The 26,610-nt window shown below is 43.7% G+C and carries 17 protein-coding genes; 4 read left to right on the top strand and 13 right to left on the bottom strand.

Annotated elements, in window-relative coordinates; translation table 11 throughout:
- Positions 1-126 precede the first annotated feature (126 nt).
- From ELS82_RS17935 to msrC, 13 genes are all read right to left on the bottom strand, one after another.
- Complete coding sequence (locus ELS82_RS17935; protein WP_134836703.1) at positions 127-1,704, bottom strand: DUF3466 family protein; 1,578 nt, start codon at positions 1,702-1,704, stop codon at positions 127-129.
- Between the two features lie 6 nt (positions 1,705-1,710).
- Positions 1,711-3,627 (bottom strand): ABC transporter ATP-binding protein, encoded by a 1,917-nt coding sequence (locus ELS82_RS17930; RefSeq protein WP_134836702.1) that lies wholly within the window; start codon positions 3,625-3,627, stop codon positions 1,711-1,713.
- Positions 3,608-3,847, bottom strand: a complete 240-nt coding sequence (locus tag ELS82_RS17925) for a glutaredoxin family protein (protein WP_134836701.1) — start codon at positions 3,845-3,847, stop codon at positions 3,608-3,610. The genes ELS82_RS17930 and ELS82_RS17925 overlap by 20 nt, the downstream gene beginning before the upstream one ends.
- A 9-nt stretch (positions 3,848-3,856) precedes the next feature.
- Positions 3,857-5,980 carry a bifunctional 23S rRNA (guanine(2069)-N(7))-methyltransferase RlmK/23S rRNA (guanine(2445)-N(2))-methyltransferase RlmL gene (rlmKL, locus tag ELS82_RS17920; RefSeq protein ID WP_134836700.1) on the bottom strand — a complete coding sequence of 708 codons (2,124 nt, stop codon included), beginning with the start codon at positions 5,978-5,980 and terminating at the stop codon, positions 3,857-3,859.
- Between the two features lie 465 nt (positions 5,981-6,445).
- Positions 6,446-6,991 carry a cell division protein ZapC gene (locus ELS82_RS17915; RefSeq protein ID WP_134836699.1) on the bottom strand — a complete coding sequence of 182 codons (546 nt, stop codon included), beginning with the start codon at positions 6,989-6,991 and terminating at the stop codon, positions 6,446-6,448.
- 197 nt (positions 6,992-7,188) lie between these two features.
- Positions 7,189-8,199 carry a quinone-dependent dihydroorotate dehydrogenase gene (gene pyrD, locus ELS82_RS17910; RefSeq protein ID WP_134836698.1) on the bottom strand — a complete coding sequence of 337 codons (1,011 nt, stop codon included), beginning with the start codon at positions 8,197-8,199 and terminating at the stop codon, positions 7,189-7,191.
- A gap of 87 nt (positions 8,200-8,286) precedes the next feature.
- Positions 8,287-13,128, bottom strand: a complete 4,842-nt coding sequence (locus ELS82_RS17905; protein WP_134836697.1) for an NAD-glutamate dehydrogenase — start codon at positions 13,126-13,128, stop codon at positions 8,287-8,289.
- 187 nt (positions 13,129-13,315) lie between these two features.
- The gene (locus ELS82_RS17900; protein WP_134836696.1) at positions 13,316-13,534 is read right to left on the bottom strand and encodes a DUF2835 domain-containing protein; all 219 of its coding nucleotides are present in this window, start codon (positions 13,532-13,534) and stop codon (positions 13,316-13,318) included.
- A gap of 95 nt (positions 13,535-13,629) precedes the next feature.
- A complete protein-coding gene (gene pepN, locus ELS82_RS17895) occupies positions 13,630-16,236 on the bottom strand; it encodes an aminopeptidase N (protein WP_134836695.1) in 2,607 nt (868 codons plus the stop codon).
- Between the two features lie 242 nt (positions 16,237-16,478).
- Positions 16,479-17,141 (bottom strand): hypothetical protein, encoded by a 663-nt coding sequence (locus ELS82_RS17890; RefSeq protein WP_134836694.1) that lies wholly within the window; start codon positions 17,139-17,141, stop codon positions 16,479-16,481.
- A gap of 134 nt (positions 17,142-17,275) precedes the next feature.
- Positions 17,276-19,273 (bottom strand): carboxy terminal-processing peptidase, encoded by a 1,998-nt coding sequence (prc, locus tag ELS82_RS17885; protein ID WP_134836693.1) that lies wholly within the window; start codon positions 19,271-19,273, stop codon positions 17,276-17,278.
- A 17-nt stretch (positions 19,274-19,290) separates the two neighbouring features.
- Positions 19,291-19,920, bottom strand: a complete 630-nt coding sequence (gene proQ, locus ELS82_RS17880; RefSeq protein WP_053440416.1) for an RNA chaperone ProQ — start codon at positions 19,918-19,920, stop codon at positions 19,291-19,293.
- 99 nt (positions 19,921-20,019) lie between these two features.
- Positions 20,020-20,493 carry a free L-methionine (R)-S-oxide reductase MsrC gene (gene msrC, locus ELS82_RS17875; RefSeq protein ID WP_134836692.1) on the bottom strand — a complete coding sequence of 158 codons (474 nt, stop codon included), beginning with the start codon at positions 20,491-20,493 and terminating at the stop codon, positions 20,020-20,022.
- Positions 20,494-20,594: 101 nt separating this feature from the next.
- Here msrC and ELS82_RS17870 point away from each other — a divergent pair, with 101 nt between their 5' ends.
- The 4 genes from ELS82_RS17870 to ELS82_RS17855 form a co-directional block, all read left to right on the top strand.
- The gene (locus tag ELS82_RS17870) at positions 20,595-22,391 is read left to right on the top strand and encodes an ABC transporter ATP-binding protein (RefSeq protein ID WP_134836691.1); all 1,797 of its coding nucleotides are present in this window, start codon (positions 20,595-20,597) and stop codon (positions 22,389-22,391) included.
- A 33-nt stretch (positions 22,392-22,424) separates the two neighbouring features.
- Complete coding sequence (locus tag ELS82_RS17865) at positions 22,425-23,684, top strand: paraquat-inducible protein A (RefSeq protein WP_134836690.1); 1,260 nt, start codon at positions 22,425-22,427, stop codon at positions 23,682-23,684.
- Positions 23,677-26,310: a PqiB family protein gene (locus tag ELS82_RS17860; RefSeq protein ID WP_134836689.1), complete on the top strand. Its 2,634-nt coding sequence runs from the start codon at positions 23,677-23,679 to the stop codon at positions 26,308-26,310. The genes ELS82_RS17865 and ELS82_RS17860 overlap by 8 nt, the downstream gene beginning before the upstream one ends.
- 140 nt (positions 26,311-26,450) lie before the next feature.
- The coding region (locus ELS82_RS17855; protein WP_370447484.1) for an IS4/Tn5 family transposase DNA-binding protein at positions 26,451-26,610 on the top strand (160 nt) is incomplete at its 3' end.

Here is a 26,610-nt window from a genome sequence, read left to right as displayed (position 1 = left end):
TTACGTGATAGACGTGAAGCTTTTATGGCTTCTAGATTAAGATTCGATCAAAATTTGGCTTTATTCAAGATAAAAAAAAGGCACAGATTCAAAATTGTGAACCTGTGCCCTTGTTGAATATTTAACCTATTTTCTACGGAACCCAAGCAGGCCTAGAAGTGTCAGAGCGAAGAAGCCTAACGAGCCCCCCTGGCGTTCAACTGTTGAAGTTTCCACAGGACGTTTAGTAATTGCAGTGCTGCCACTAATAGGCACAAGTTTCACCGCGACCAACTTAGATGAACCGCTACACGCCGCATCGATTGCGTCACTAGCGTAACCGCCTTCACAGTAGTATGCCGTTGCTGCAATCACACCAGCATCATTAATGTCACCCGCTTGGATAATGCGGTAGTCATTGTTCGAAGCTAGCGCATCGCCACCATATGTAAGGTCATCAAGGTACCATGCTTTACCTTGAAGTGGTGCCTGAGCTTTAGTCGTTAGCTGAGTAATGAAACCTCTTTGCGCACGTGGCTGACCATCAACTTCACGGTGAGTTTCAAAATCAACAGCACCCACTACTTCATCGTATTTGTTAATGCCGCCGATTAAGCCGTTTGCACCAGTAAAGAAGATATCACCAGAGAACACTTTCGCTGTTGGGTTAGCTACGTCTGTTACGTAGAATAATCCGTTACTGTATGCACCATTACTTACGACATCTCTAAGCTTATACGTACCAACGGCTACACCGTTTTCACTTACGGCTGTCAGTGATGAGTTCAGGTAGTTATCTAAATCACGATCGCCGCCATCGAACCCAGTAACAAATGTCGATGTCCATGTGTTGCCGTTATCGCCGGAAGAGAAAACGCTTGCACGTAGGCGCTCATCAATGTCACTGTTATAACCAACGGCATAAAGTGTAGAAGAGACTTTTGTAATATCTCGAGCGCTACCTTGTGGCATTACGCGATCACGAACAGCCGCACTATCCCAAGCAACAGATGTTAGTGTAGTGCCTTTCCAAATAGCTGCTTTCGAGGTGTAATCGCTCGCTGAACCATATTTTGTTGAAACACTACCAACTGTGTAGACATCTGAGCCATCAGTATACTGAGCCCATGCACGAGAACGATCTCCATCGATAAAGGTATCAGTACCTGCATAAGCAGTGTTACGGCGAGTACTAGTTTGGTAGTTACCTACAGGCTCTCCAGAAGCATCGATACTGTTAACAATTACGTTGCCCTGAGCCGATTGAACATCGCTGTTCTCAAGGTATGCTTTTGAATTGTTTATATCACTATTTTCAAACTCATTTGCGTAGCCATTCGTATACTGGCTATTTGCCCAGTTTTCACACAGTGAGTCGGTGTAACCAAGATAGTTGTAACAGTACGAACGGAAGTTGTCGTATACATTATCGCCTTGATCAATGTAATCAAAACCGAAGTTGACTAAGAACGGTGATTCATCACGGTACTGAAAGCCTTCTTGGTATCGCTTACCTTCATAAGCGATTGCTGATGTTTGCTGATCACAGCTATCACTGAAACAGTTCGTTTGGCCTGAATCAGTTACTGGCGAGATCGCAACACCGTATGTCTGCACTGCGGAACTGTCGTCATACTTGTAAACGTTGTATAACGCCGCGTTAGCTGCGAAAGAAGCTGCGACGGTTGCCGCAACTGCTGAAATCTTAAAAATTTTACTACTCATTTGATCTTAACTTTCCTGTTGCATTGCCTCTAGCTCTTCCCAGCGTTCGAAGGCAATTTCAAGTTCCTGCTCAGTAGCAGCTAACTTATCTAATATTGGTTGCGTCTGGTCGACAGGCTTTGAAAAGAAGTCTGCGCTGTTGACCTGCTCTTGCAAATTCTCGATTTCAGATTCTAATTCTTCAAGTTTTGCGGGTAACGCTTCTAACTCTCGCTGCAGTTTATAAGATAACTTCTTAGGCTTACTCTTAACCACTACAGTTTTGGGAGTTTCCTCAACCTGTTTAGCACTTTTAGATGATTTTTCATCCGATCGTGCTTGATGGCTTTGTAGACGTTGCTGCTGAGCGTCGTGATAACCACCGACAAATTCTTCAATAACACCTTCGCCTTCGAAAATCCAACTCGTAGTCACCGTATTGTCCACAAACTGACGATCGTGACTCACAAGTAGTAACGTACCCTGATAATTGGCAAGCAAATCTTCCAAAAGTTCCAAAGTTTCGATATCAAGATCGTTAGTTGGTTCATCTAACACCAACAAGTTGTTTGATCTGAGGAAAATTCGAGCAAGTAACAAGCGGTTCTTTTCACCACCTGATAATGCTTTAACTGGAGTACGTGCACGCTTTGGTGCAAATAAGAAGTCTTGCAGGTAGCTTAAAGCATGGCGCTGGCGTCCGCCGACCATGACCTCTTGTTTACCATCGGCTAAGTTGTCAATAACTGACTTCTCAGGGTCTAGGATTTCACGATATTGGTCAAAATACGCTACTTCTAACTTAGTACCGCAATGCAGTTTACCGGACTGTGGCTGAAGATCGTTCAGCAATAGCTTAAGCAGTGTACTCTTACCGCAACCATTAGGGCCAATCAGCGCTATACGGTCGCCACGCATGATATTGAACGAAAAGTCCTTAACGATAGACTTACCATCAATACTGTAATTGATATTCTTAGCTTCAAACACGATCTTGCCAGAGCGCGCTGCATCATCAATTTGAATATTGGCTTTACCTTGAACTTCACGGCGGTCACTGCGTTCTTCACGAAGCTTTTTAAGTGCTCTCACACGCCCTTCATTACGAGTACGACGCGCCTTAATACCCTGACGAATCCAAACTTCTTCTTGAGCGAGCTTTTTATCAAATTCAGCGTTTTGCATTTCCTCAACACGTAACGCCTCTTCTTTCTCTACCAGATAGTTCTCATAATCACCTGGGAATGAAGCGAGTTTGCCACGGTCTAAGTCGACAATGCGAGTCGCCATTGATTTAATGAACGCGCGATCGTGTGAGATGAAAATGATTGAGCCGCGAAAATCTTTAAGGAAGTTCTCTAACCATTCAATCGTTGTCACATCTAGGTGGTTAGTTGGTTCATCAAGCAGTAATACGTCTGGGTCGCGCACCAAAGCACGAGCAAGGGCTGCTTTACGCTGCCAGCCACCTGATAAATCCGTCAGCTTTGTATGACCATCGAGCTTCAAAGCCGCCAGCACGTTTTCAATACGGTCTTCAAAACGCCAAGCACCATTAATTTCTAGCTCTTCTTGGATGCGCGCTAACTTATTAATGTTTTGTTCAGACGCATCTACCGCTATCAGATCCAGCTGATCTTGATAGATCTTAAGCTTTTCACCAATTTCAGCCAACCCACCAGCAACGTAGTCAAAAACGGTACCTTCTTGGTTACGAGGTGGATCTTGCTCAAGTCTTGAAACCACAACATCTTGAGTAACTGTAAGTTTACCGTCATCAAGAATGACCTCGCCGGCTAATACCTTCATCAAGGTAGATTTACCAGCGCCGTTGCGACCTACTAAACAAACACGCTCGTTTTCTTGAAGCGCGAAGTCCGAATGGTCTAGTAAAGGATGATCACCGTAAGCCAGTAATCCGTTATTAATTGTTAGCAATGCCATTGTTTTCTAACCAAGCTTGTAGTTGTTCCAAATCAAAAGGCCAATTGAGCTCATTTCCTTGATAATTCAGCACGGGAATAGTGACCCCGTAACGAGAAAAGAGCTCATCATCAAATGCGATATCTACAATTTCGACCTGATCTGATATTTTGAGTTGTTGAGTTAAGTGAAATGCCATCTCACAAAGATGGCACCCTTCTGTACTGTACAAAGTGATCACGATACTTAACTAGTCCTTGTGTTTTAGTACCCAACAGTTGTGAATATGTTTGTTACGTGAAAAGTCTAATGGCATCGTTTGACTAGAAATGTTCTTAGCTTCCAGTCCTAACTCTTGCAGAGACTCTAAGTCCATCTTGAAATGGCGCTTGTTATTTGAGAACACTATAGTGCCTTCAGGACGAAGGAGACGTTTCAAGTTTCTCATAAGCTGGATATGATCGCGTTGAATATCAAAGCTCTGTTCCATACGTTTAGAGTTAGAGAACGTTGGCGGATCGATGAAAATCAAATCGAACTGACCTGTCGACTTCTCTAACCATTGTAAGCAGTCTGCTTGCTCAAAGCGGTGCTGGCGGCCCACTTGACCATTAAGCTTCATGTTGTCTTTCGCCCACTCTAGATAAGTGTTAGACATATCTACGGTTGTTGTAGATTTAGCACCACCACATGCAGCGTGTACAGTTGCAGAACCTGTATAAGCGAATAGGTTCAAGAAATCTTTACCTGCAGCCATTTCACCCAGTTTACGACGAGTAATCTTATGATCTAAGAACAAGCCCGTATCAAGGTAGTCATGCAGATTAACGATGAGTTTAACGCCGTATTCGTTCACCTCTAGCTTTTCAGATTCTTGAGATAGCTTTTGGTATTGAGAGCGGCCTTTCTGCTTCTCTCTCACTTTAAGAACAACTTTGTTTGCCTCAGTACCTGTAACTTGTATCGCAGCGCGGATAATGTCCGTTAAACGGCGTTTAGCAGTCTCTTCAGGGATGTTTTTCGGTGCTGCGTACTCTTGAATCACTAATTGATCCAGATATACGTCGATTGCAACGTTGTAATCAGGCAAGTCAGCATCATAAATACGGTAACAATCTAGTTGCTCTTTACGAGCCCACTTACCAATCTTGCCAATATTTTTCTTAAGACGGTTTGAGAAGTCAGGTGCTATAACCTGCTCCGTGACATTGTCACCTTTATTTTCAGACTGACGAGCACTGATTGAATAATTCTTTTGCTGACAAGGCAGCGCGCCGTTATTGAGCTTGAATTGCTTGTCTGCGCGCATACGTAGACAACTTAATAGTTCGTCAGAGCTAGAGAAGATTGAAGCTTGGCAACCACCAAACTGAGCTTTTAGTTGCGCACCAAATGCTGTGTATAAAGCGATTAGACCAGGATGTGTACCCAGACGCTCACCATATGGCGGGTTTGATACAATAACACCCTCTTCGAAGCCTTCTGGACGTAATACTTGAGCCGCATCACCTTCTTTAAATTCGATCAGTGAATCAACACCAGCGCGGCGAGCATTATCGCGAGCGGTTTGGATTACGCGCGCATCATTGTCAAAGCCGTAGAATTTAGTGTCAATTTTATTGACGCCTCGGCGAGCTTGTACTGACGCCTCAGATTTAACCTCAGCCCAAAGGTCAGGTTCAAAATCTTCTAGTGATTCAAAGCCCCACTTTTCGCGTTTAACACCTGGAGCCATGTTAGCGGCCATCATTGCAGCTTCGATAAGCAAAGTACCTGAACCACACATAGGGTCTAACAACGGCTTGTCAGCAGTCCAGCCACTACGCAGGATAATCGCTGCTGCTAATGTCTCACGCAAAGGTGCTTTGCCCGAAGCAGGACGATAGCCGCGTTGATGAAGACCACCACCGACCATATCGACACCCAGGATAGCTTTATCGCGGTGTAGACGAACGTGAATACGAAGATCTGCATGATCTTTACTGATCGACGGTCTTGGTAAGCTTTTCTTCTCAAAGCAATCCACTACTGCATCTTTAACCTTCATCGCACCGTATTGGCTGTTTCTGATTTCACGGTTAGTACCATTGAAATCAACAACAAACTTTTTAGAGCTATGGAATTGGTTGACCCAATTTACTGAAGAAGTCGCTAGGTATAAGTCCATGTCGTCGTTACAAGTGAACTCCGATAACACACGAACAAAACGCGATGCCAGACGGCTCCACAAACAACAACGATAAATCTGTTCATTAGAAGCTTTAAAGCGAACGCCCGCTTGCACAGGTTTAGCATTCGAAATGCCTAGCTTTGTAAGCTCCTCAACCAGAAGGTTTTCGAGGCCATTGGAAGTAACCGCAAGATATTGATGCATAGTGATCTTTTTATTCTGTAGAAAATGACCCCCCATTATACCTGACATCAACATATATCGTTAGCCGAATAGCGACTTTCCTCACGTTTAATTCTTAATTGAATACTCATTCGCCACTTTTGACTTGAGTAATCGAATTTCATTTCTCCTCTAAGAAAGCTTTTACTTTTAACCAAATAAAGGGGCCTAAAGGCGAAGTGAATACTTATTCGCATTGAATTTGGTCTATACCAATGGAGATCAAATGTGTAATTTCCTTTCAAAATAGCCCTAAATGGGGAACTTGTGACCATTTTTAAGGAAAAGATTCGTGCTGGTGTAGTGATTAATTGAATGTTATTTGCTCAAAAATCGAACCAAGTTCACAGTTGTGCCCTGCCGATTATTGTATTAGCGGAAAATTGGGCAAAAAAAAGCCAGCTGGATAGCTGGCAGGAAATGAAACAAAAGGAACGATAATGGGTTTTAGCTCACCATTCTGATGGGCTGAACGGTAAAAAAGTGATTCACAATCGCCATACGGTCATGCATGACTTTAATTGCTTCACCGAACTTAAGACTTTTTGAGCCACTCAATGCAAACTCTTCTAAGCAGACCGAGGCGCATAAGCTTGCGCTCTCTCCTACTTCTAGGACAATGAAGTAACCTTCATTATGGCTGTTTGACAAGCGAATCAAATCACCCTCTTCAGGGTTGATTGAACCATCGGCCACTGAATCAAAGAACCAACTTTTTGGCTGGACAGGTTTGTGGAAACGTTTTGCAGCTACGCAATACAGAGCGAGTTCCGCTTGTCTTGGTTCGCTTAAATCAAGATGAGCAATTTGCTCCTTGTAGCCTTGATAGGCAGACGCATCATCCACAGAGAATTCGTTTATACCAATTGCGCAATCGACAATCAGTTTGCGAGGAAGATTTGTTTTAAATAGCATTTCGTTTCCCAGATCGAGCATTAAATGCCCTTCTGAGTCTTCGTAATACCATGTCCATTTGTCACTAGGTTTAAGCATCGTTCCATCTCTGGTTAGTTTTTACATTATTAGGTAAAACGCTTAATTACCTTCCAAATAATATTGAAATTCTATTCCCTCTCTCGCAAAAAAAAAGAGGAAATGACTATGCATTTCCTCTCGTTTCACGTCAGCTTTTTTGTCACTAATTCAAAGTGACATTGTCACCATCACTTTGATGGCATAAACAATACAGACTATAGATTCTTAACGATATCTCGTACTAATGCTGGACCGTGGTAAATAAAGCCCGAGTAAACTTGAACCAGTTGCGCACCAGCCATCATTTTCTCTTTAGCAGCAACATAAGAGTCAATACCGCCTACCCCAATAACTGGGATCTGGTCATTTAACTCTTCGTGTAAACGGCGAACAACTTCGGTACTGCGTGATTGAACTGGGCGACCGCTTAAGCCACCAGCTTCATTACCATGCTTCATACCTTCAACAATGCTACGATCTAACGTTGTGTTTGTTGCGATAACAGCGTCAATTTGGTTTTTGATCAGAGATTCACAAATCTGAGAGATTTCATCATCACTTAGATCCGGCGCGATCTTTAACGCTAGAGGTACATACTTGCCAAATTTTTCTGCCAGCTCAGATTGCTTAGCTTTCAGTTCAGCAAGAAGCTCATCTAAAGCTTCGCCGTATTGTAGTGAACGAAGCCCTGGTGTATTTGGTGAAGAGATATTTACTGCGATGTAACCCGCGTGCTCATAAACCTTCTCCATACAGATCAGGTAATCTTCCGCACCCTTCTCGATCGGAGTATCTTTGTTTTTGCCAATGTTAATACCAAGAACACAATCGAACTTTGCTTTCTTAACATTTTCAATCAGGTTATCAACACCTAGGTTATTAAAGCCCATGCGGTTAATAATACCTTCCGCTTCAACCAAACGGAAAAGACGTGGTTTGTCATTACCCGACTGAGGACGAGGTGTCACTGTACCCACCTCAACGAAGCCAAAGCCCATCGCATCGAATGCTTCGATACATTCGCCATTTTTATCTAGGCCAGCCGCTAAACCAACAGGGTTACGGAAGGTTAGCCCCATGCACTCTACTGGGCGATGAGGAAGCTGTTGACGATAAAGAAGATCCAGTGGTGTGCCGGTGAAACGTTTGAAGTTTTGGATTGCAAGATCATGTGCCTTTTCGGCATCAAGTTGGAAAAAGCCAGTTCTGGCTAGACGGTAAAGCATTGTGCCTCCGAAAGAAAAAAGCCCCGTGTAAACGGGGCTGTATTATTTACTGTTTTACCGAATTATTCAATGAATTATCGCAATCGTTTACTCATTCGCTGAACAATTGAGGTTTAGAAGCATCAGTTCGCGTAAAGCAACCGAGAATTTAGCAAATTCATGGACAGAACCTACTTTAAATTCATTGAGAATATTCTCCCAACGATGCAGTGATACTTCGTTAGTCTCAATCCAATCATCAAGCGCTTTCATGACATCAAGCTCTTCCGGTGAACAGCCGCAGCTAAGTACCTGACCTGTTAATTGACGTTGCTGCCAATCAAGGTCTTCACGGAATGCCGCTCTCGCCAGTGCTTGCCAGTTGTTATCGACTGCCTGGCCATTGATTTGCTTCAAGAACCAGTGAAGTGACAATCGATCGCCTAGGTTGTAGTAAAGTTTGGCTGTTTGTTCAACCGTTTTACCTTTTTCACGAGACACTGTGGAAATATCCAGTACTGAGTACAAGCTAGACAAACGAGCGACATAATTGGCAACTTCACCATTAATGCCCTGCTCAATCCACGCCTGAGCCATCTCTTTATGTTCTTCAACTTCAGATGGAACCAGCATGTCATCAAGGTGCGTTTTGATGGTATCAACATCACCTTGGTACAGCTCAATCAGTTCATTGACTGACTGGCGACCAGTGCGATTACGCAGTAACCAGCGCGATAAACGACGTAGCGTGCGACGAACATAGAAAATCATATCGTACTGAGCATCCGTCGAGGCTTCGTTATCTTGCGCTCGAATCTCATCGAGTACTTTACCTAAACCAAAGATTTCACGCGTCGCCGCATATGCATTAGCAATATCAACAACGTTCGCACCCGTTTCTTCTTGTAGACGAGTAACGAAGTTACAGCCCATTTCATTGACCATTTGGTTGGCCAACGCTGTCGCAATAATTTCAGCGCGTAGCGGATGGTTGTCCATTTGGTCCGAATAGTTACGGCGTAACTCAGTTGGGAAGTAATTCACGAGCTGCTGTGCATGAAATGCATCTTTAGCAATATCTTCGTGCACCAACTCTTCTTTAAGAACCATTTTGCCGTAAGCAACAAGAACGGATAGCTCAGGGCGAGATAACGCCATACCCTGCTTTTCGCGCTCTAGAAGCGTTTCATCATCTGGAATGTACTCTAGCGCACGATCCAAGTGGCCTGCTTTTTCCATAGTATGGATAAAGCGAATCTGCTCTTTTACTAACGAGATACCCTGACGCTCAGTTACTGAGATCGATTCAGATTGGCAATACGCATCGTCTAGAACGATATCGCCAACTTCATCTTCCATCGACTCAAGGATCTTATTACGTTGTTTAACCGTAAGATCGCCGTTGGTCACTAGACCGTTAAGGAAGATCTTAATGTTTACTTCGTTATCAGAACAATCTACACCACCAACGTTATCAACGAAGTCAGTATTAACACGACCACCAGTAAGTGCATACTCGATACGACCAAGTTGAGTCATACCCAAGTTACCACCTTCACCAACTACTTTAGCTTTTAGGTCACGACCATCGATACGAAGAACATCGTTGGCACGGTCACCAACATCAGTATGAGTCTCTGTAGACGCTTTAACATAAGTACCGATACCGCCATTCCATAGAAGATCGACTTGCATAGATAAGATCATTTTAATCAGATCATTCGGTGCCATCGACGCCTTTTTGGTACCCAGCATCTTTTGAATTTCTGGTGTAAGCGCAATAGATTTTGCTCGGCGAGAGAAGATGCCGCCACCTTGCGAGATTAGGTCAGTATTGTAATCTTCCCAGCTTGAACGCGGTAAGTTAAACAAGCGATTACGCTCTTCCCAGCTACTTGCCGACTCAGGATTCGGGTCGATAAAGATGTGCATATGGTTGAAAGCAGCTTGCAGACGAATATGCTTAGACAGCAGCATACCGTTACCAAATACGTCCCCTGCCATATCACCTACACCAATCGCGGTGAAATCAGTTGTCTGGCAGTTAATTCCCATTTCACGGAAGTGACGTTTAACAGATTCCCAACCACCTTTAGCAGTGATACCCATCGCTTTGTGGTCGTAACCATTCGAACCACCTGAAGCAAATGCGTCACCCAACCAGAAGTTGTATTCTGCAGATACTGAGTTAGCAAGGTCAGAGAATGTCGCCGTACCTTTATCCGCGGCAACAACCAAATATGGATCATCTTCATCATGACGAACCACACTCTTAGGGTGCGCAACTTCGCCATCAATGATGTTGTCTGATACGTCTAGAAGTGCACGAATGAAACGTTTGTAGCAACGTTGACCTTCAGCGAAGATTTCATCACGGCCACTTAGGGTTGGTTGACGTTTACAAACAAAGCCACCTTTTGCACCAACTGGTACAATTACGGTGTTCTTAACTTGCTGAGCTTTCACTAGGCCAAGGATCTCAGTACGGAAATCTTCTTGACGATCTGACCAACGAAGACCACCACGTGCAACTTTACCGCCGCGTAGGTGAACACCCTCAATATCCGGTGCGTAAACGAAAATTTCGAATGCCGGCACTGGCTGAGGAATCTCAGGAATATCACTTGGCTTCATTTTCAGCGATAGCCAAGGTTTCGCCTGCTTGTTGTCGTCCAGCTGATAGTAGTTAGTACGAAGCGTCGCGGAGATCATCTCCATGTAACGGCGGATGATACGATCGTCATCAAGACTTTCTACATGATCGAGTTGCTCGGTAATTCTAGCAATCAGATCATTTTGACCTTTCTGACTACCTTTGAATTTCGGCTCAAAACGTTTGGTAAATAGCTCTACCAAACCTTTCGCAAGCTCTGGGTAATGGTTTAGTGTCTCTTCAATGTAGTGCTGGCTGAATGGGAAGCCAACTTGGCGCATGTAACGCGCGTATGCACGCAGTATTGAAATCTCACGTCCGGTTAGTGAAGCGCCAAGAACTAAACGGTTAAAGCCATCACTTTCAAGTTCACCCGCCCAAATAGCAGCAAATGCTTGCTGGAAACGGTCTCTCGCTTCACGGAGATCCACTGTCTTATCGCTCTTATGCAGCATTGAGAAATCAAGGATCCAGTACACTTGACCATTTGATTTACGCACTTCATAAGGTGACTCACCAATAACACGTAGACCAAGGTTTTCCAGCATTGGCATGACGTCAGACAAGTGAATTGGTTCATCGCGGTGGTAAAGCTTAAGTTTTACTGCTTTAGAATCAGAACTCAGTTCTTGCGGACGGTAGAACAGCATGCCAAGCTTGTTGTCATCACTCAAGCTTTCTAGACGTTCAATGTCTGCCACTGCAGAACCTGGCATAACATCTTCTTTGTATGAACGTGGGAATGCGCGCAGGTAGTCCTTTGATAAAGGTAGACCTTTACTCTCACCGAAGTTTGCCACGATCGCTTCTGATAAACGATCATCCCATGTAGAAGATGCTTCCATTAAGTTTTGCTCAATCGTTTTAACGTCGACATCCATGTTGTTGTTATCAACACGAACGATGTAATGAGTGCGCGCTAGTGGGCTTTCCGAGAAGTACGTTGTAAATTCAACTTCCTGCTCGCAACCAAAGTATTGTTTAAGAATTCGTTGTGTTTGACGACGCAACTCTGTGTTGTAACGATCTTTTGTGACATACACCATGCAACTGAAGAAACGACCAAATGGGTCTTTACGTACAAACAGGCGAAGCATGTCGCGATCTTGCATCTGAACAACGCCCATACCGACTTCTAATAACTCTTCTTCTTTCGCTTGAAGTAGTTCGTCGCGTGGGTAGTTTTCTAGAATATTGTGGAGTGCTTTATAAGAGTATGAGCCTTCTCGGTAACCACTTGCGTAAAGAATACGTTCAACTTTCTCTCTGATAAGTGGGATGCCCGCTACGCTTTGGTTGTATACCGCTGACGTATATAGACCTGTGAATCGGTGCTCACCGATTACCTTACCGTTTTTATCGAATTTCTTAATTCCGATATAGTCAGTGTACGCCGGGCGGTGAATACGAGAAGCGCGGTTACCTTTAGTGACAATCAGAAGAAATGGCTTTTTCGCTTCTAATCGCGCTGAATCTGGAAAATCTGAAAGTTTCACGGTACGGACACGTTCACTATTCGCGAACAGACCTAAACCTTTATCTTCAGTTGGGCGTAACTCCGTATCACCATCAACAGAAACAAGATCGTATTCCTTGTAACCCATGAATGTGAAGTTATGATTGCCTAACCAGCGAAGGAATTGCAGCGACTCATCATAACGATCGCGTTGGATCTCTACCTTTCCTTGCTGAGACTCGACCTGCGCAGTTACCTGTTCTAGTTTTTCAACCATCAGTAACCAGTCTTGAACAACTAATCCCGTGTCGTTCAAAATGCTGAGAAGTTCTGCTTTCAAAGAAGCCATTTCTTCTTTTTGACTTAGACGGTCAACCTCAATATGGAATAGAGATTGAAGAACGCCCTCGCCTTCATTAATACCGGTAATTTCACCTTTATCGGTACGAGCTACCTGTGTAGGTCCATGTAGCATTAAGTGTGATGAAAGATCCAAACGGCTAAGTGCCATCTTAACCGAGTCAACCAAAAACGGGCCATCTGGCACCACGATTTCTACGATCGTGTGTGTCGACTGCCATCCTTGACGGCTTACGGTTGGATTAAAAACTCGAACAGAAATATCGTCAGCTTTTTTCTCGTTAATATGATGCCAAAGTGAGACAACAGCACCATATAAGTCAGATTCATTGCGTTCGACTAAATCGTCTTGAGAGATGTTGCTAAACAGGTGTTGAGCAAGTTGGGTGACTAAAGGTTGATGAGCAAGCTCGAGTTTGTCTTGAATAAGTTTATATACTTTTTCAAGCAGAACCGGCATCAATGTTTCACGCGCGGTCATAATCACACTCCACAATTAGAATTGTATGTATTTTTGAGGTTTTTGTAAGCATAGTGCTTAACACGGGTAATGCCGCTTTATTGTAAAAGCTTTATTGATAAATGGTTAATTGTTTTAGAAGTGGTAGGAGGTGAAATGTTCGAGAATGTGACTAAGGTTCTATTTAAACTTCTATAAAATCAGTTGCTCACAGAAGTTCTAACTTCATAAACTTGTTATTTTGGTCAGTTGTTAATCTGAACCGCCCTTTTAGCCCTATTTGACTAAGAAAAGGCCTGAAACGAGATGCAGGCAATTGTAAGCGCAAGCCCTTGTCAGTAACGACTAAAACGTTACTAGCAGCACCATTATAGTGAGCTAAGAAAGTTTGATATGAGATGTTTAGGGTGAAGTAATAGTGGTTCATAAATTGGCTAAAAAAGTAACGTTTTTATCACCGCTACAAAAGAACTGTATAAATAAACAGTAGCACACAAAAGTGCTACTGTTTTATCCATGTGGTTAAGACTCAAGCGCCTTAGTCACTTTTTCGAACAGATCTTTGGCGAGATTATCCATAGATTTCAACGCTTCCAACTCTGCTTTAATCAAAGCTTGGCGTTGCTCATCATACTTACGGAATTTCAACAAAGGATCAATCAAACGAGACGCAACTTGAGGGTTACTGCTGTTTAGTTCACGCAAAATTTCTCCAGCGAACTTGTAGCCTTCGCCACTCTTAGCATGGAAACGTACAGGGTTCATGTTTAAGAACGAACCCACTAAACTACGAGTACGGTTCGGGTTTTTCAAGCTAAAGGCTTCATGACCCATCGTCTGTTTAATCACATCGAGAACGTTCTCTGCAGGATTAGTACCTTGCAACGCAAACCACTTATCCATCACCAAACCATCATGCTTCCACTTGTCGCTGTAATCTTGCATTAGCGATTCGCGACACTCCAGCTGTGCACTGTTCGCCGCACTCATCGCTGCAATTGTGTCTGTCATGTTGTTCGCATCTGCGTATTGGCCTTTGGCTAGCTCATCGCCTTGCTCAGTGTAAGCCAAGAAGCTAAGCGCCGTATTACGTAGAGCTCGTTGACCAATCGCTGCATGGTCGATTGAATACGCAGCTTGTTTAGAGCTATGGTAAATCGCACTTAATTCATCATTTAGTTGTGTAGCAAGGATTACTTTAACTGCTTTTAGCACTTTAGTAACAGCATCAACATCTACCTGCTTGTACCAACCAGACACTTCATTAAAGCTTGGCAGAGAAAGTACTTCCGCAATAAATGCTGGCTCTAGATCTTTTGAAAGTAGAACACCACGGAATGCATCAACAACCGCATCGGATAGTTCAACCTCTTGCCCTTCTTGTACCTTAGCAACATTCGCGCGAATGTACTTAGCAAGAAGCATTTGACCCGCATCCCAACGAGCAAATTCGTTGCGAGCATGAACCATTAAGAAAATTAGCTCTTCGTCGCTGTAATCGTACTCAAGTTTCACCGGAGCAGAAAACTCGCGCAGCAATGACGGCACTGGTTTCTCTGCCACATTTTCAAAAACAAAAGTTTGCTTAGCTTGGGTTACGTCCAGTACATTGTGTACCGGCTCATTGTTACAGCGTAACTCAATCACACTGCCATTTTGAGTATATAGCTCTACATCAAACGGGATATGCAACGCCTGCTTATCAGCCTGATCTTGAGTTGGCTCTGTCGACTGCTCTACTGTTAATGAGTAAGTTTGCTCAGCAGCGTTGTAGTCACTTGATACTTTTACTGTCGGTGTACCCGATTGGCTATACCATAGACGGAATTGTTTAAGACTTATGCCCGATGCGTCTTCCATCGCTGCGACAAAATCTTCACAGGTTGCTGCCGTACCATCGTGGCGCTCGAAGTAAAGCTTCATACCCGCTTGGAAACCCTCTTCACCTAACAGAGTATGCATCATACGAATAACTTCACTGCCTTTCTCGTAAACGGTCAGCGTGTAGAAGTTGTTCATTTCGATCACTTTGTCAGGTCGAATTGGGTGAGACATTGGGCTAGCATCTTCCGCAAACTGAGGGCCACGGATGATGCGCACATTGTTGATACGATTAACCGCTCGTGAACCTAAATCTGACGAAAACTCTTGATCGCGGAATACCGTTAGACCTTCTTTCAAACTGAGTTGGAACCAGTCGCGGCACGTTACTCGGTTACCCGTCCAGTTGTGGAAATACTCGTGACCAATTACCGCTTCAATACCTAGGTAATCGGTGTCTGTTGCCGTTTTCTCGTTGGCTAATACAAACTTGGAGTTAAAGATGTTCAGACCTTTATTCTCCATTGCGCCCATATTGAAGAAATCGACAGCTACAATCATGTAGATATCAAGATCGTACTCTAGGCCGAAACGTTCTTCATCCCACTTCATTGAGTTAATTAGTGACGTCATTGCATGTGGAGCACGGTCCAAGTTGCCTTTATCAACGAAGATTTCAAGCTCAACATTGCGGCCAGACTGAGTAACAAACTTATCGCGCAGTACATCAAAGTCACCTGCCACTAGCGCAAATAAGTACGCTGGTTTCGGGTGCGGATCTTGCCATTGAACCCAGTGACGACCACCGTCTAAGTCACCTTGATCAATGCGGTTACCGTTACTTAATAGGAATGGGTATTGACCTTTATCTGCGATAACTTTGGTCGTGTATTTCGCCAGTACGTCTGGGCGATCCATATAATATGTGATGCGACGGAAGCCTTCTGCTTCACATTGAGTACAGAAAGCGCCACCCGACTTATATAAACCTTCAAGTGCTGTATTCGCTTCAGGATCAATCAATGTCTCGATAGTCAGTTCGCATTCAGCAGGTAATTGGTGAATTTCCAATGCACCTTCCAACTCATCGTACGCAGTCCAAGCTTCGCCATTAACATGAATACTCTTAAGCTTGAGGTCTTCACCTTCTAGGCGCAGAGTCGTGCTCTCTTTAAGCTGTTTTACTTTTGACGTAGCGACAACGGTTGTGTCGTTATCATAGAGATCAAACGTAAGGTCGATATCAGTAATCGCATGAGACGGAGACTGGTAATCTTTGCGATATTTGGCTTGAGGAGTCTGAGCCATGTCTAAATCCTTCTGACTAATTTCATTGAAGTGCTCACCAAGGAGCCTTGATGATAATGAATTGTGTATGGTGAATAGCAGATAACAACTGCCTTCATTTGTTGCGTGTTAGCTTACAACTCTAAATAGAAAAAAACGAGGCTCTCTATAGAAATACCTCGTTTTTTGTCTATTGTTGACGCAAGACTCAAACTATTTGTCTATATTGTCATCAAACCTCACACTATTGCGCCAAGCAATGCTTAGCGAATTCTATTCAATACCGCGTACATCGCCCCTTGTTCCATTTCTAACGTTAAGGTATCGCTATTTAATGTGTACTTAGTCTCATGCTCACCATTTTCATACAACAAAACGAGATGTTCCCCTTCGGTGTAATACACTCCACGGTGAATGGCTTCCGCTCCAGCGTCATTACTCACACGGAACATAAACACGAAATCTGGTTGAAGAATTAAATCTAGCTGGTGGACTTCATTTGCCGATAGGTCATCACCACCAATTTTGGCACTTGACCACATACCTGCTAACGCGTTCGAAAGTTCTTTAGTAAACACAACGCCGTTGAGGTTCAATAAATTATGGTTCGCAGAATACTCATAAATTTGTGGCTCAGAAGTGTTTAAGCCGAGAATAAGCGTGTCGTCGTTCGCAGTATAGAGCCCTTCCCAATGGTCTACAGAGTAATCCCTTTTCTGAATATCGATTTTAAAACTATAGTTAGAATCCAAAGTAAGCTTAATAGCTAAGAAGTTTTCTTGTGATTCCTCAGGGTTAGGATTTACAAGGTACCAATCACCTAGTAAGAATGGCTGATCAAACTGCGTTAAATCGCTGTTGTCACGACTCTCATTGCCGAATACTGAAAAACATATAATCAGTGATATCAATCCAATCAATCTCATCGCTCACCCCTCACTCTTTTCTTTAAGCTTAGGCATAGGCTGAATAATTAGCGAAATATTAGATCTAAATCACATAAATTATCTAGATAAAAAAAGCGAGCTTAAGTAGCTCGCTTTCTATCTAACTAATTTAATTAGGATTTAATCATATCGACCATAATGGCTACAGATTCATCCAAATAAGCATCTGGTGCCTCGTAATCCTTCGGCACATCATCCAAAGTGCTAAAGGTCTCTTCACCGAGCGCTTTTTGTCGCTGATTAATTCGATCGAGACGTTTCTTATCCGCTTTATCACTTTCAGCTTTACGAGTTTTCTCGTTTAATGACAAAGTATTATCGTCTTTTTCAGCTTTGTATTTTTCAATATCTTCTGCAATAAAACGGAATTCAAGATCTTTAGCGATACGAACTTGGTGCTTGGCAGTCAGTTTACCAATCATAGCCTCGTTACGCTGTAACACTTGGTATTTCGCTTTGTCAATGCTATCCCAAGGTAGCGCATTATCCTCAACACTTTCGCCCGTTTCACTTGGGTCGACAGCTGTAGGGAATGCAATATCTGGAGCAACACCTTTATTCTGCGTACTACCGCCATCAATGCGGTAGAACTTCTGAATCGTGTATTGAACGTAACCTAGTTCTTTATCGAATAGATCGTAGATGTGATTCAAAGAGCGATGCTGTTGAACAGTACCTTTACCGAACGAGTTTTCACCCAGAACGATAGCTCTACCATAATCTTGCATGGCTGCGGCAAAGATTTCTGATGCTGACGCACTGTATCGATTCACCAACACTGTCAGTGGACCTTTATAGCTAATCTGGCCATCAGTATCACTGTTAACATTGATACGACCATAACTATCACGCACCTGCACTACTGGCCCACTGGTAATAAATAAGCCAGACAATGCCGTTGCTTCAGTTAACGCACCACCACCGTTATTACGTAAATCAACGATAATGCCATCAACGCCTTTCTCTTTAAGCTCGTTGATCAGTTTATCTGTATCTTTCGCTAAGCCAACATAGAAGCTTGGCACTTCTAATACACCAATCTTTTTGCCATCTTTTTCAATGACTTCAGATTTTACCGCTCGATCTTCTAAACGAATTTTATCTCGAACGATGGTAATGACTTCAGCTTTAACATCCTTACCTTCCGGCAAGATTTGCAGATTAACTTTGGTTCCTTTCGGCCCCTTGATCAATTGAACAACGTCATCTAGACGCCAGCCAATAACATCAACGATCTCTTCACCATCTTGACCTACACCGATGATGCGGTCACCTTCCGCTAACTGCTTACTATTAGACGCAGGTCCACCAGCAACAAGAGAACGAATAACGGTGTAGTCATCGGTCATTTGTAGAACCGCCCCAATACCTTCTAGAGATAGATTCATCTCTGTTTGGAATTGGTCTGCACTACGAGGAGAAAGGTAACTAGTATGTGGATCAACTTCTCGAGCAAACGCATTCATGTATAGCTGGAAAGCATCTTCATTGTGCGTTTGGCTTAGGCGCTTAAGGGCATTGTTATAACGCTTGCCTAAGACCTCCTTGATCTCATCCCAATCTTTGCCCGTCAGCTTTAAGTTAAGCGCATCGTATTTTACACGTTTGCGCCACAACTCATCCAGTTCAGCCGTACTTTGAGGCCAAGCAGATTCGCTTCGGTCAAGTTCAATAGTTTCATCACTATCAAAAGTCATCTCTTTATCGAGCAGACCCAGTGCATACTGAAAACGCTCATAACGACGCTTAATAGAAAGATTGTAAACATCGAAAGCGATCTGGTTATCACCGGACTTCAACTGATCATCAATACCCGCTGACCAACTATTAAACGAGTCGATATCCGCTTGTGTAAAGATGTTGCGATTGAAATCAAGCATTTCGATATAGCGCTCGAAAATGGCCTGAGAAAACTGATCGTTTAACGAGAAATGTTTGTAGTGAGAGCGAGTAAAGCGAGACGTGACGCGTTTGCTTGCTGTCTCATGCTGAACTTCAGGAGCAAGGACGGGTAAGTCCTCAAGAGTGATATTTGCTTCTAGAGCATGGGCTGAAGAAGCTGCTAGCCAGAGGCTAGCAGCAATCAGCGACAATTTTGAACGGCATTTCATGCGTAGGAGTATCTCCTTTATGCGCGTAAATGCTCCGCTTTTACAACCATTTGTAGGCCGTTAGTCAGCTGAACACGCACATCTTCCTTATTGATTTCAACGATAGTCGCAGCCATATTTCCTTTGCCCATATTTACGTTTACTTGATTACCGACTTTTACTTCATCAGCAGTCAAAGCACGCGTCTCTACTGGCTTGCTGGCTTTTTGTACTTTGTTCTGTTGCGGACGACGAGCTTGAGGCTTCTTCGCCGCTGGTTTCGCCTTCGCTTTACCTTCTTCGCGAGCTTTCTGTGCTTGCTCTTTACGACGAGCTTGCACTTTAGCTTTGCTTTCAGCTAGTGCAGTCTTTGCGTGTTCTACGTGTTCTTCATCAAGCTCACCTGCTGGGTTGCCGTCTAAATCTACACGTACTGCACCAGGCTTAACACCGTGAAGGTAACGCCATGATGAAGTGTACTGTCTTAACGCTGCACGAAGTTGAGTCTTGCTTACTTTCGGGTCGTCAGTTAGACGCTCCGCAAGATCTTGAAAAATACCAATTTTAAGTGGCTTAGCTTCACCTTCTAAAGTAAAGCACTTAGGGAAACATTCAGCAATATATGCGATAACTTCTTTGCTGTTTTTTAACTTTTCAGTGTTTTCCATGTGGATTCCTGGTTATTGCGGCATGTCCGCGAGCATTAAGAATAAATATTTGAGGTATTATAGTGACCTGCAAGCGAAAAACCACACTCAATAATCAATTTATGCCTTGATAGCGTGTGAATTAAGCAGCTTTTCTACTTCGCTCATCAAAAAAGTCAGTCCTTGCTCGTCAGTTTCGCTGAATCGTCCTACTTTTGGGCTATCAATATCCAAAACACCAGCGACTTGACCATTGATTGAAAATGGAATCACTATCTCAGAGTTACTTTCAGCATCACAAGCGATGTGACCTTCAAACTCATGGACATCATAAACGCGCTGAACACGATTTTCAGCCACAGCGGTTCCACATACGCCGCGTCCTACCGGAATTCTCACACAAGCAGGTTTACCTTGGAACGGCCCCAAAACCAGCTCATCACCCTTCATTAAGTAGAAACCAACCCAGTTTAACTCTTCAAGTTCCATATTCAGTAGAGAACTGATATTCGATAAGTTAGCAATTAGATCCGTTTCCGATTCAATAAGTGCGACCGCTTGCTTGGTTAAGCGGTGGAAATGTTCTATTTTCATAAGGTCTATACGTCCTACTATTCCATTTGAAAATTAGAGACTTCTAGCATGAATCTGCGTACAATCGCCGCAAACCATAAATAGTAAGCATTCTCATTATAATGATAGATAATCCCAACACTATTAGCCGTTCTTGGTTGATAACACAAGTAAAAAAGCACAAATCAAAGCTAATATTTGCCAATGTCATTGCTCTACTAGCCACTTTGATTAGCGTGCCTATCCCTCTTCTTATGCCATTAATGGTTGATGAGGTACTTCTGGATCAGCCGGGAACTGGGTTAGCCGTGATGGATAGGGTTCTACCCACTTCTATGCAAACACCGACAGGTTACATTTTTCTTACTCTATTACTTGTCATTATTATGCGAAGCGCCAGCCAAGCGTTAAGTATTGTTCAAAGCCGCCAATTTACCCTAGTCTCAAAAACCATTACCTATCAGATGCGCAGCAAAATGATCGATAAACTGGGGCGCATCAGCATTCGTCAATATGAGACTCGCGGAAGCGGTGGTATTAATGCCCACTTAATTACCGATATTGAGACCATTGACCAGTTCATTGGTTCTACATTAAGCAAGTTCCTCATCAGCCTACTCACTGTTATCGGTACTGCGGGCGTTCTTTTATGGCTCGACTGGCGTCTTGGTCTGTTTATTTTATTGGTAAACCCTATCGTCATTTATTTCTCTCGTAAGTTAGGTAGCAAAGTTAAGCACCTTAAAAAGAGAGAAAATCAGTCTTTCGAACGTTTTCAAAACCGCTTAGTTGAGACATTGGACGGTATCTATCAACTTCGTGCCGCCAACCGAGAGCGTGAGTTCCTGAATGAACTGAAAGGCCAAGCCGATCAAATACGTCATGATGCCGATAAATACGCTTGGCAATCAGAGGCTGCTGGTCGCGTCTCTTTCTTGCTGTTTCTATTAGGCTTTGAGCTATTTAGAGCGGTAGCCATGCTGATGGTACTGTTTAGCGATCTCACCATTGGCCAAATCTTCGCTGTGTTTGGCTACTTATGGTTTATGCTCTCACCGGTTCAGGAGCTATTAGGTATTCAATTTTCTTGGTACAGCGCAAAAGCCGCGCTAAAACGTATCAATGCCCTTTTAGATCTTGAAGAAGAACACCGCCCAGTCAGTCAGGTCAACCCATTTACTGATGATCGTGAAGTCGACATCGAAATTCAAAACGTAAACTTCTCATATAATGAAGAAGCAAAAGTCTTATCGGACCTAAGCTTAACCATCCCCGCAGGCAAGAAAGTCGCCTTAGTAGGTGCCAGTGGCGGCGGAAAATCGACACTCATTCAACTGCTCATTGGCGTTTATCAGCAAGACTCGGGGTTCATTAAGTTTAATGGTCACACCACTGACGAAATTAGTTTTGACATAATTAGAGAACAAATAGCCGTTGTATTACAACAGCCTATACTTTTTAATGACACTTTAAGGCATAATCTGACCCTAGGTTCAGATTATGATGACTTGCACCTTTGGCGCGCTCTTGAGATCGCACAAATGCAAGATGTGATTAATCAATTAAGCGATGGGCTAGAAACGCAAATCGGCCGAAGCGGTATCCGTTTATCTGGCGGGCAAAGACAACGTTTAGCGATCGCGCGAATGGTATTGAGTAACCCTAAATTTGTTATTCTTGATGAAGCAACGTCAGCGCTTGACACTGCTACTGAAGCCGCACTACACAAAGCGCTAACTGAATTTTTAAAAGGTCGTACAACCTTGATTGTCGCGCATCGATTATCTGCCGTTAAACAAGCAGACCTAATTTATGTACTTGAAGATGGTCAAGTCGCGCAAGTGGGTACGCATGGAGAGTTGGTTGAACAACAAGGCTTATATCAAACCTTATATGGGAACGTGCAAACACACGCTTAACCCAAACAATCTACATCAATTAGGAGAGAAGCGATGAGCTCCTCTTCTAAGCTTCATGCGCACTCTAGCAAACTCACTTCAGTAAGGTTATGTCACGGCTGTGAACTGCCTGTCGATCTTGTCGAAGTCGAAAGAGGCAAAAGCGCACACTGTCCACGTTGTAACACCCATCTATACAGAGGAGGCACCCCTTCTCTATCTGGTAACCTAGCTGTTGCCGTCGCCTGTCTTCTGCTATTTATACCTTCGCACTTTTTCGACTTTATCAGTATTCGACTGTTTGGGATGATGATCCCCGCAACGCTACCTTCCGGCGTATTAAGCCTGTTTAATGAAGGTTTTGTTCTACTCTCTATTTTGATCATATTTTGTAGCTCAGTTGCGCCACTTCTGGTCTGTAGCTCAGTTGTCACCGCACATATCGCGCTAAAATATCGAGCATTTAAACTGCTCAAGTATTCGCTTTCAATTATTCAGCACTTGAAAACTTGGGTGATGATCGACGTATTTCTTGTCAGCATCGCGATTTCCTGTTTTAAGCTTCAGGATTATTCTGATATCTATGTCGGGCCAGGCCTGATCGGTTTGATTCTGCTGCAAGTCGCAACCATTTTATTGATTACTCGCGTTAGCGTTCGTCGTTATTGGGAAGCCTTCCAACCAGAAGATAACTACCACCTACCAGAGAAAACGCTACACTGTCACCAATGTCATTTATCTCAGCCTGAAGGTGAGCTATGCGTACGTTGTCATAGCCCTATTCACCATCGTAAGCCCAATTCTATCCAAAAAACTTGGGCCTATTTGATTGCTGCGAGTATCGCGATTTTTCCTGCTAACCTAATTCCGATATCGATACTACTGACTAATGGTAAGCGTCTAGAAGACACTATTTTTTCCGGCGTCGCATCACTGGTAAATAGTGGCATGATAGGTATTGCGGTGATCATATTTGTAGCCAGTATTGTCGTTCCGGTCGCCAAGATTATCGGTCTCTCATATTTGTTACTGGCGATACAATTCAAAAGAAAGATCTATCACAAACACAGAATGTTTATATATTTTGTGATTAAGTGGATTGGGCGTTGGTCAATGATGGACCTGTTTGTTATTTCGATCATGATGACCTTAGTCGATCGTGGTCAGGTTCTCGATTTTACGCCCGGCTACGGCGCTGTAGCATTTGGCTTAGTGGTTGTTTTGACCATGCTGGCCGCTGAAAGCATGGATCCAAGATTAATTTGGGATAACTACCCTGATGAAGTTAAACAGAAAGAGTCTATAAATGAGTAATTCTTCTCCAACTCAAAACTCGTATTCACCGCATATAAAGCGCAATAAAGGGATATCGCCACTCTGGCTGTTACCAATAATCACTATGGTACTTGCGGGTTGGTTGGTGTTTAAAGCGGTTCAAGATGCTGGGCAACGAGTGCAGATCTATTTTTCTGATGCACAGGGGCTCATTGCTGGTCGAACAACCATCCGATACCAAGGCCTAGAAGTGGGTATGGTCAAAGACATTAGCTTGGCAGAAGATCTTCAAAGTATTTATGTTGATGCGGATATTTATCCTGAAGCCACTAAGCTTTTAACCAAAGAAACGCGCTTTTGGATGGTTAAGCCGACTGCAAGTCTCTCCGGTGTATCCGGCTTAGATGCGCTTGTATCTGGTAACTACATTGCTATTTCTCCGGGTAACAACCCTTCTGAGCCAGAGACAGAATTTACAGCGTTAGAAAGAGCACCATCAGATCTCTTGGCTGAAGAAGGCCTTAATATTTCGCTCAAGTCGCGCGACCTTGGCGGTATCTCAGTTGGCTCTCAAATCGTTTATCGTAAGATACCGATTGGTGAGGTTTACAGTTACCAGCTCGACTCCGAGTCCAAAAACGTCATCATTCAAGCTTCAATCCAAGACGAATATCGCCATATCATCACCGACGACAGTCGTTTCTGGAATGTAAGCGGTATTGGCGCAAATATCGGCTTTGAAGGTGTCGATGTACGCTTAGAAAGTTTAAGTGCGTTGATTGGTGGTTCAATCGCGGTGGATTCACCAGACGGAGGTGAACCCGTCGCTGATAATACGCAATTTAGACTTTATAAAGACATTAAGACTGCGGGTCGCGGTATTGCAATTAAAATTGCCCTGCCCGACGGCAACAATATCAGCGCCTCAGGTGCCCCTATTATGTACAGAGGCATAGAAGTTGGCCAAGTCACGGACTTAGAGTTAAGCGAAGGCCGAGAAGAAATCGTTGCTTCTGCCGCTATTCAACCAGCATTCAGCGACATGTTGACGACAGGAAGCCGCTTCATTCTTGAGGAAGCAAAGGTATCACTGTCTGGTGTTGAGAATATCGCCAACATAGTTAAGGGCAACTTCTTAACCATCGTTCCGGGTGATGGTGAGCGTTCCCGTGCCTTTAGCGCGGTGCGTAAAGATGACTTCAACCGCCAGCAAGCGCGCTCGGTTTCACTACAGCTTGTCGCCGACAACTCTTTTGGTCTTGATAAAGGCGCAAACATTCTTTATCGCGGAATTAGTATCGGCTCTGTCACTCAGGTCAGCCTAGCTAAAGATAAGGTTCACTTCGATATACTTATCGACAGTGCCTACTCTTCGCTAATCAAATCTCAAAACAGATTCTTTGTAACGGGTAGCGCAAGCGCGGAACTCACCGAGTCTGGCTTAAACATTACTGTTCCGCCAGCAAAACAGCTCTTAACTGGCTCTATTAGCTTCGTCAGCGAAGGAAAAGAGACACCGCTCGATGAATACAAACTCTATCCAAGTAAGTCACTAGCAGAGCTAGCGAAATACAACATGTCAGGCTCTACTCAGCTCACATTATTTGCTAACGAGCTACCACCGATTAGCAAAGGCAGCCCTCTTCTGTATCGCAACTTACAAGTCGGTAGTATCTCAGATTTCTACTTGGTCGATGGTGGTGTAATCATCACAGCAAGCATCGAGAACCAATACAAACACCTTGTGACCAACCAAACCGTATTTTGGAACCGCTCTGGCGTTGAAATCGATGCTAGCTTAACGGGTGTGAGCGTTAAAGCTGCTCCTCTGAAATCGCTTATCCAAGGTGGAATTGCGTTTGATTCTCTTCCTGGTGTCGACAACAAGCAGAACGGAAAATGGCTACTTTATGATGACTTCAAAACCGCGCGTAAGTTCGGTCAGGTAATCACATTAAACTTTGAAGGGGAAAATACCCTCTCTAAAGGCACTGTGATTAATTACAACGGAATTAAAGTCGGTGAAGTAACGCTCGTCGTACCTAACTTTAAACACCACACTGTCGAGGTGAAAGCGCGTATTCTGCCAGAATACACCAACGCGATCGCTGCAGAAGGCTCCTACTTCTGGCTACCAAAAGCTGAAGTCGGCTTACGTGGTGTGAAAAACATTCAGAACTTACTGTCACAATCGATCAGCGTTCAACCGGGGCAAGGAAAGGCAAAGAATACCTTTACCCTGCACAAGACTAAGAAAGCAACCCAAGGCGTTCGACTTACCCTTCAAAGTGAATCTAGAGGCTCGATCGCTATCGGTACACCAATACTCTACCGCGATATCGAGGTGGGTGAAGTGACGCACGTGGCTCTTGGGGAATTTGCAGATCGCATCGTATCTAAAATCATTATTCAGCCTGAATATGCCTATTTAGTTCGACAGAACAGTGTATTTTGGAATGCGTCTGGCGTTGATGTCTCTATCGGTCTTACTGGAGCAAACATCAAAGCAGGAACATTCGATAGCCTTGTTCGTGGTGGGATCTCATTCTCTACGCCAGAACAGAGTCAGTTAGAGCCTATCGCAAAGGACGGCCACACCTTCTACCTCAATGCGAAAGCTGAGGAAAGCTGGAAGGCATGGAGAACCGCCATCCCTAAGCCATAATCAATAAGAAAAACGCAGCCTAATCGCCTGTCTCTTATACACAAATCCCCAAGCCACAGCTTGGGGATTTTTTTTGAACTAATTGCATGTTCCATGATCTGATCATCTAAGCAATGACAAGGATGATTACCATGACTTATATAGAGCCAACTCTTTGGGCGCAMAAGCAATTCGGTCAAGCCCACCTCAATGACCCAAGACGTACTCAAAGACTCGTCGCACTCGCTGCCTCATTGGCTGAGCAGCCAGGAGTACCCGTCTCGAAACTCATTATCTCTCCTGCTGATATGGAAGGTGCTT

The sequence above is a fragment of the Vibrio ouci genome (assembly GCF_004551525.1).
Taxonomy (GTDB): Bacteria; Pseudomonadota; Gammaproteobacteria; order Enterobacterales; family Vibrionaceae; genus Vibrio; species Vibrio ouci.
Note: the sequence above shows the minus strand (reverse complement) of the source record. Positions and strands in the feature narration are given on the sequence as shown.

Coding starts and splice junctions, on each gene's coding strand:
- ELS82_RS17935 (WP_134836703.1), bottom strand. CDS start 1,704: ATGAGTAGTAAAATTTTTAAGATTTCAGCAGTTGCGGCAACCGTCGCA.
- ELS82_RS17930 (WP_134836702.1), bottom strand. CDS start 3,627: ATGGCATTGCTAACAATTAATAACGGATTACTGGCTTACGGTGATCAT.
- rlmKL (WP_134836700.1), bottom strand. CDS start 5,980: ATGCATCAATATCTTGCGGTTACTTCCAATGGCCTCGAAAACCTTCTG.
- ELS82_RS17915 (WP_134836699.1), bottom strand. CDS start 6,991: ATGCTTAAACCTAGTGACAAATGGACATGGTATTACGAAGACTCAGAA.
- pyrD (WP_134836698.1), bottom strand. CDS start 8,199: ATGCTTTACCGTCTAGCCAGAACTGGCTTTTTCCAACTTGATGCCGAA.
- ELS82_RS17905 (WP_134836697.1), bottom strand. CDS start 13,128: ATGACCGCGCGTGAAACATTGATGCCGGTTCTGCTTGAAAAAGTATAT.
- ELS82_RS17900 (WP_134836696.1), bottom strand. CDS start 13,534: ATGAACCACTATTACTTCACCCTAAACATCTCATATCAAACTTTCTTA.
- pepN (WP_134836695.1), bottom strand. CDS start 16,236: ATGGCTCAGACTCCTCAAGCCAAATATCGCAAAGATTACCAGTCTCCG.
- ELS82_RS17890 (WP_134836694.1), bottom strand. CDS start 17,141: ATGAGATTGATTGGATTGATATCACTGATTATATGTTTTTCAGTATTC.
- prc (WP_134836693.1), bottom strand. CDS start 19,273: ATGAAATGCCGTTCAAAATTGTCGCTGATTGCTGCTAGCCTCTGGCTA.
- proQ (WP_053440416.1), bottom strand. CDS start 19,920: ATGGAAAACACTGAAAAGTTAAAAAACAGCAAAGAAGTTATCGCATAT.
- msrC (WP_134836692.1), bottom strand. CDS start 20,493: ATGAAAATAGAACATTTCCACCGCTTAACCAAGCAAGCGGTCGCACTT.
- ELS82_RS17870 (WP_134836691.1), top strand. CDS start 20,595: ATGATAGATAATCCCAACACTATTAGCCGTTCTTGGTTGATAACACAA.
- ELS82_RS17865 (WP_134836690.1), top strand. CDS start 22,425: ATGAGCTCCTCTTCTAAGCTTCATGCGCACTCTAGCAAACTCACTTCA.
- ELS82_RS17860 (WP_134836689.1), top strand. CDS start 23,677: ATGAGTAATTCTTCTCCAACTCAAAACTCGTATTCACCGCATATAAAG.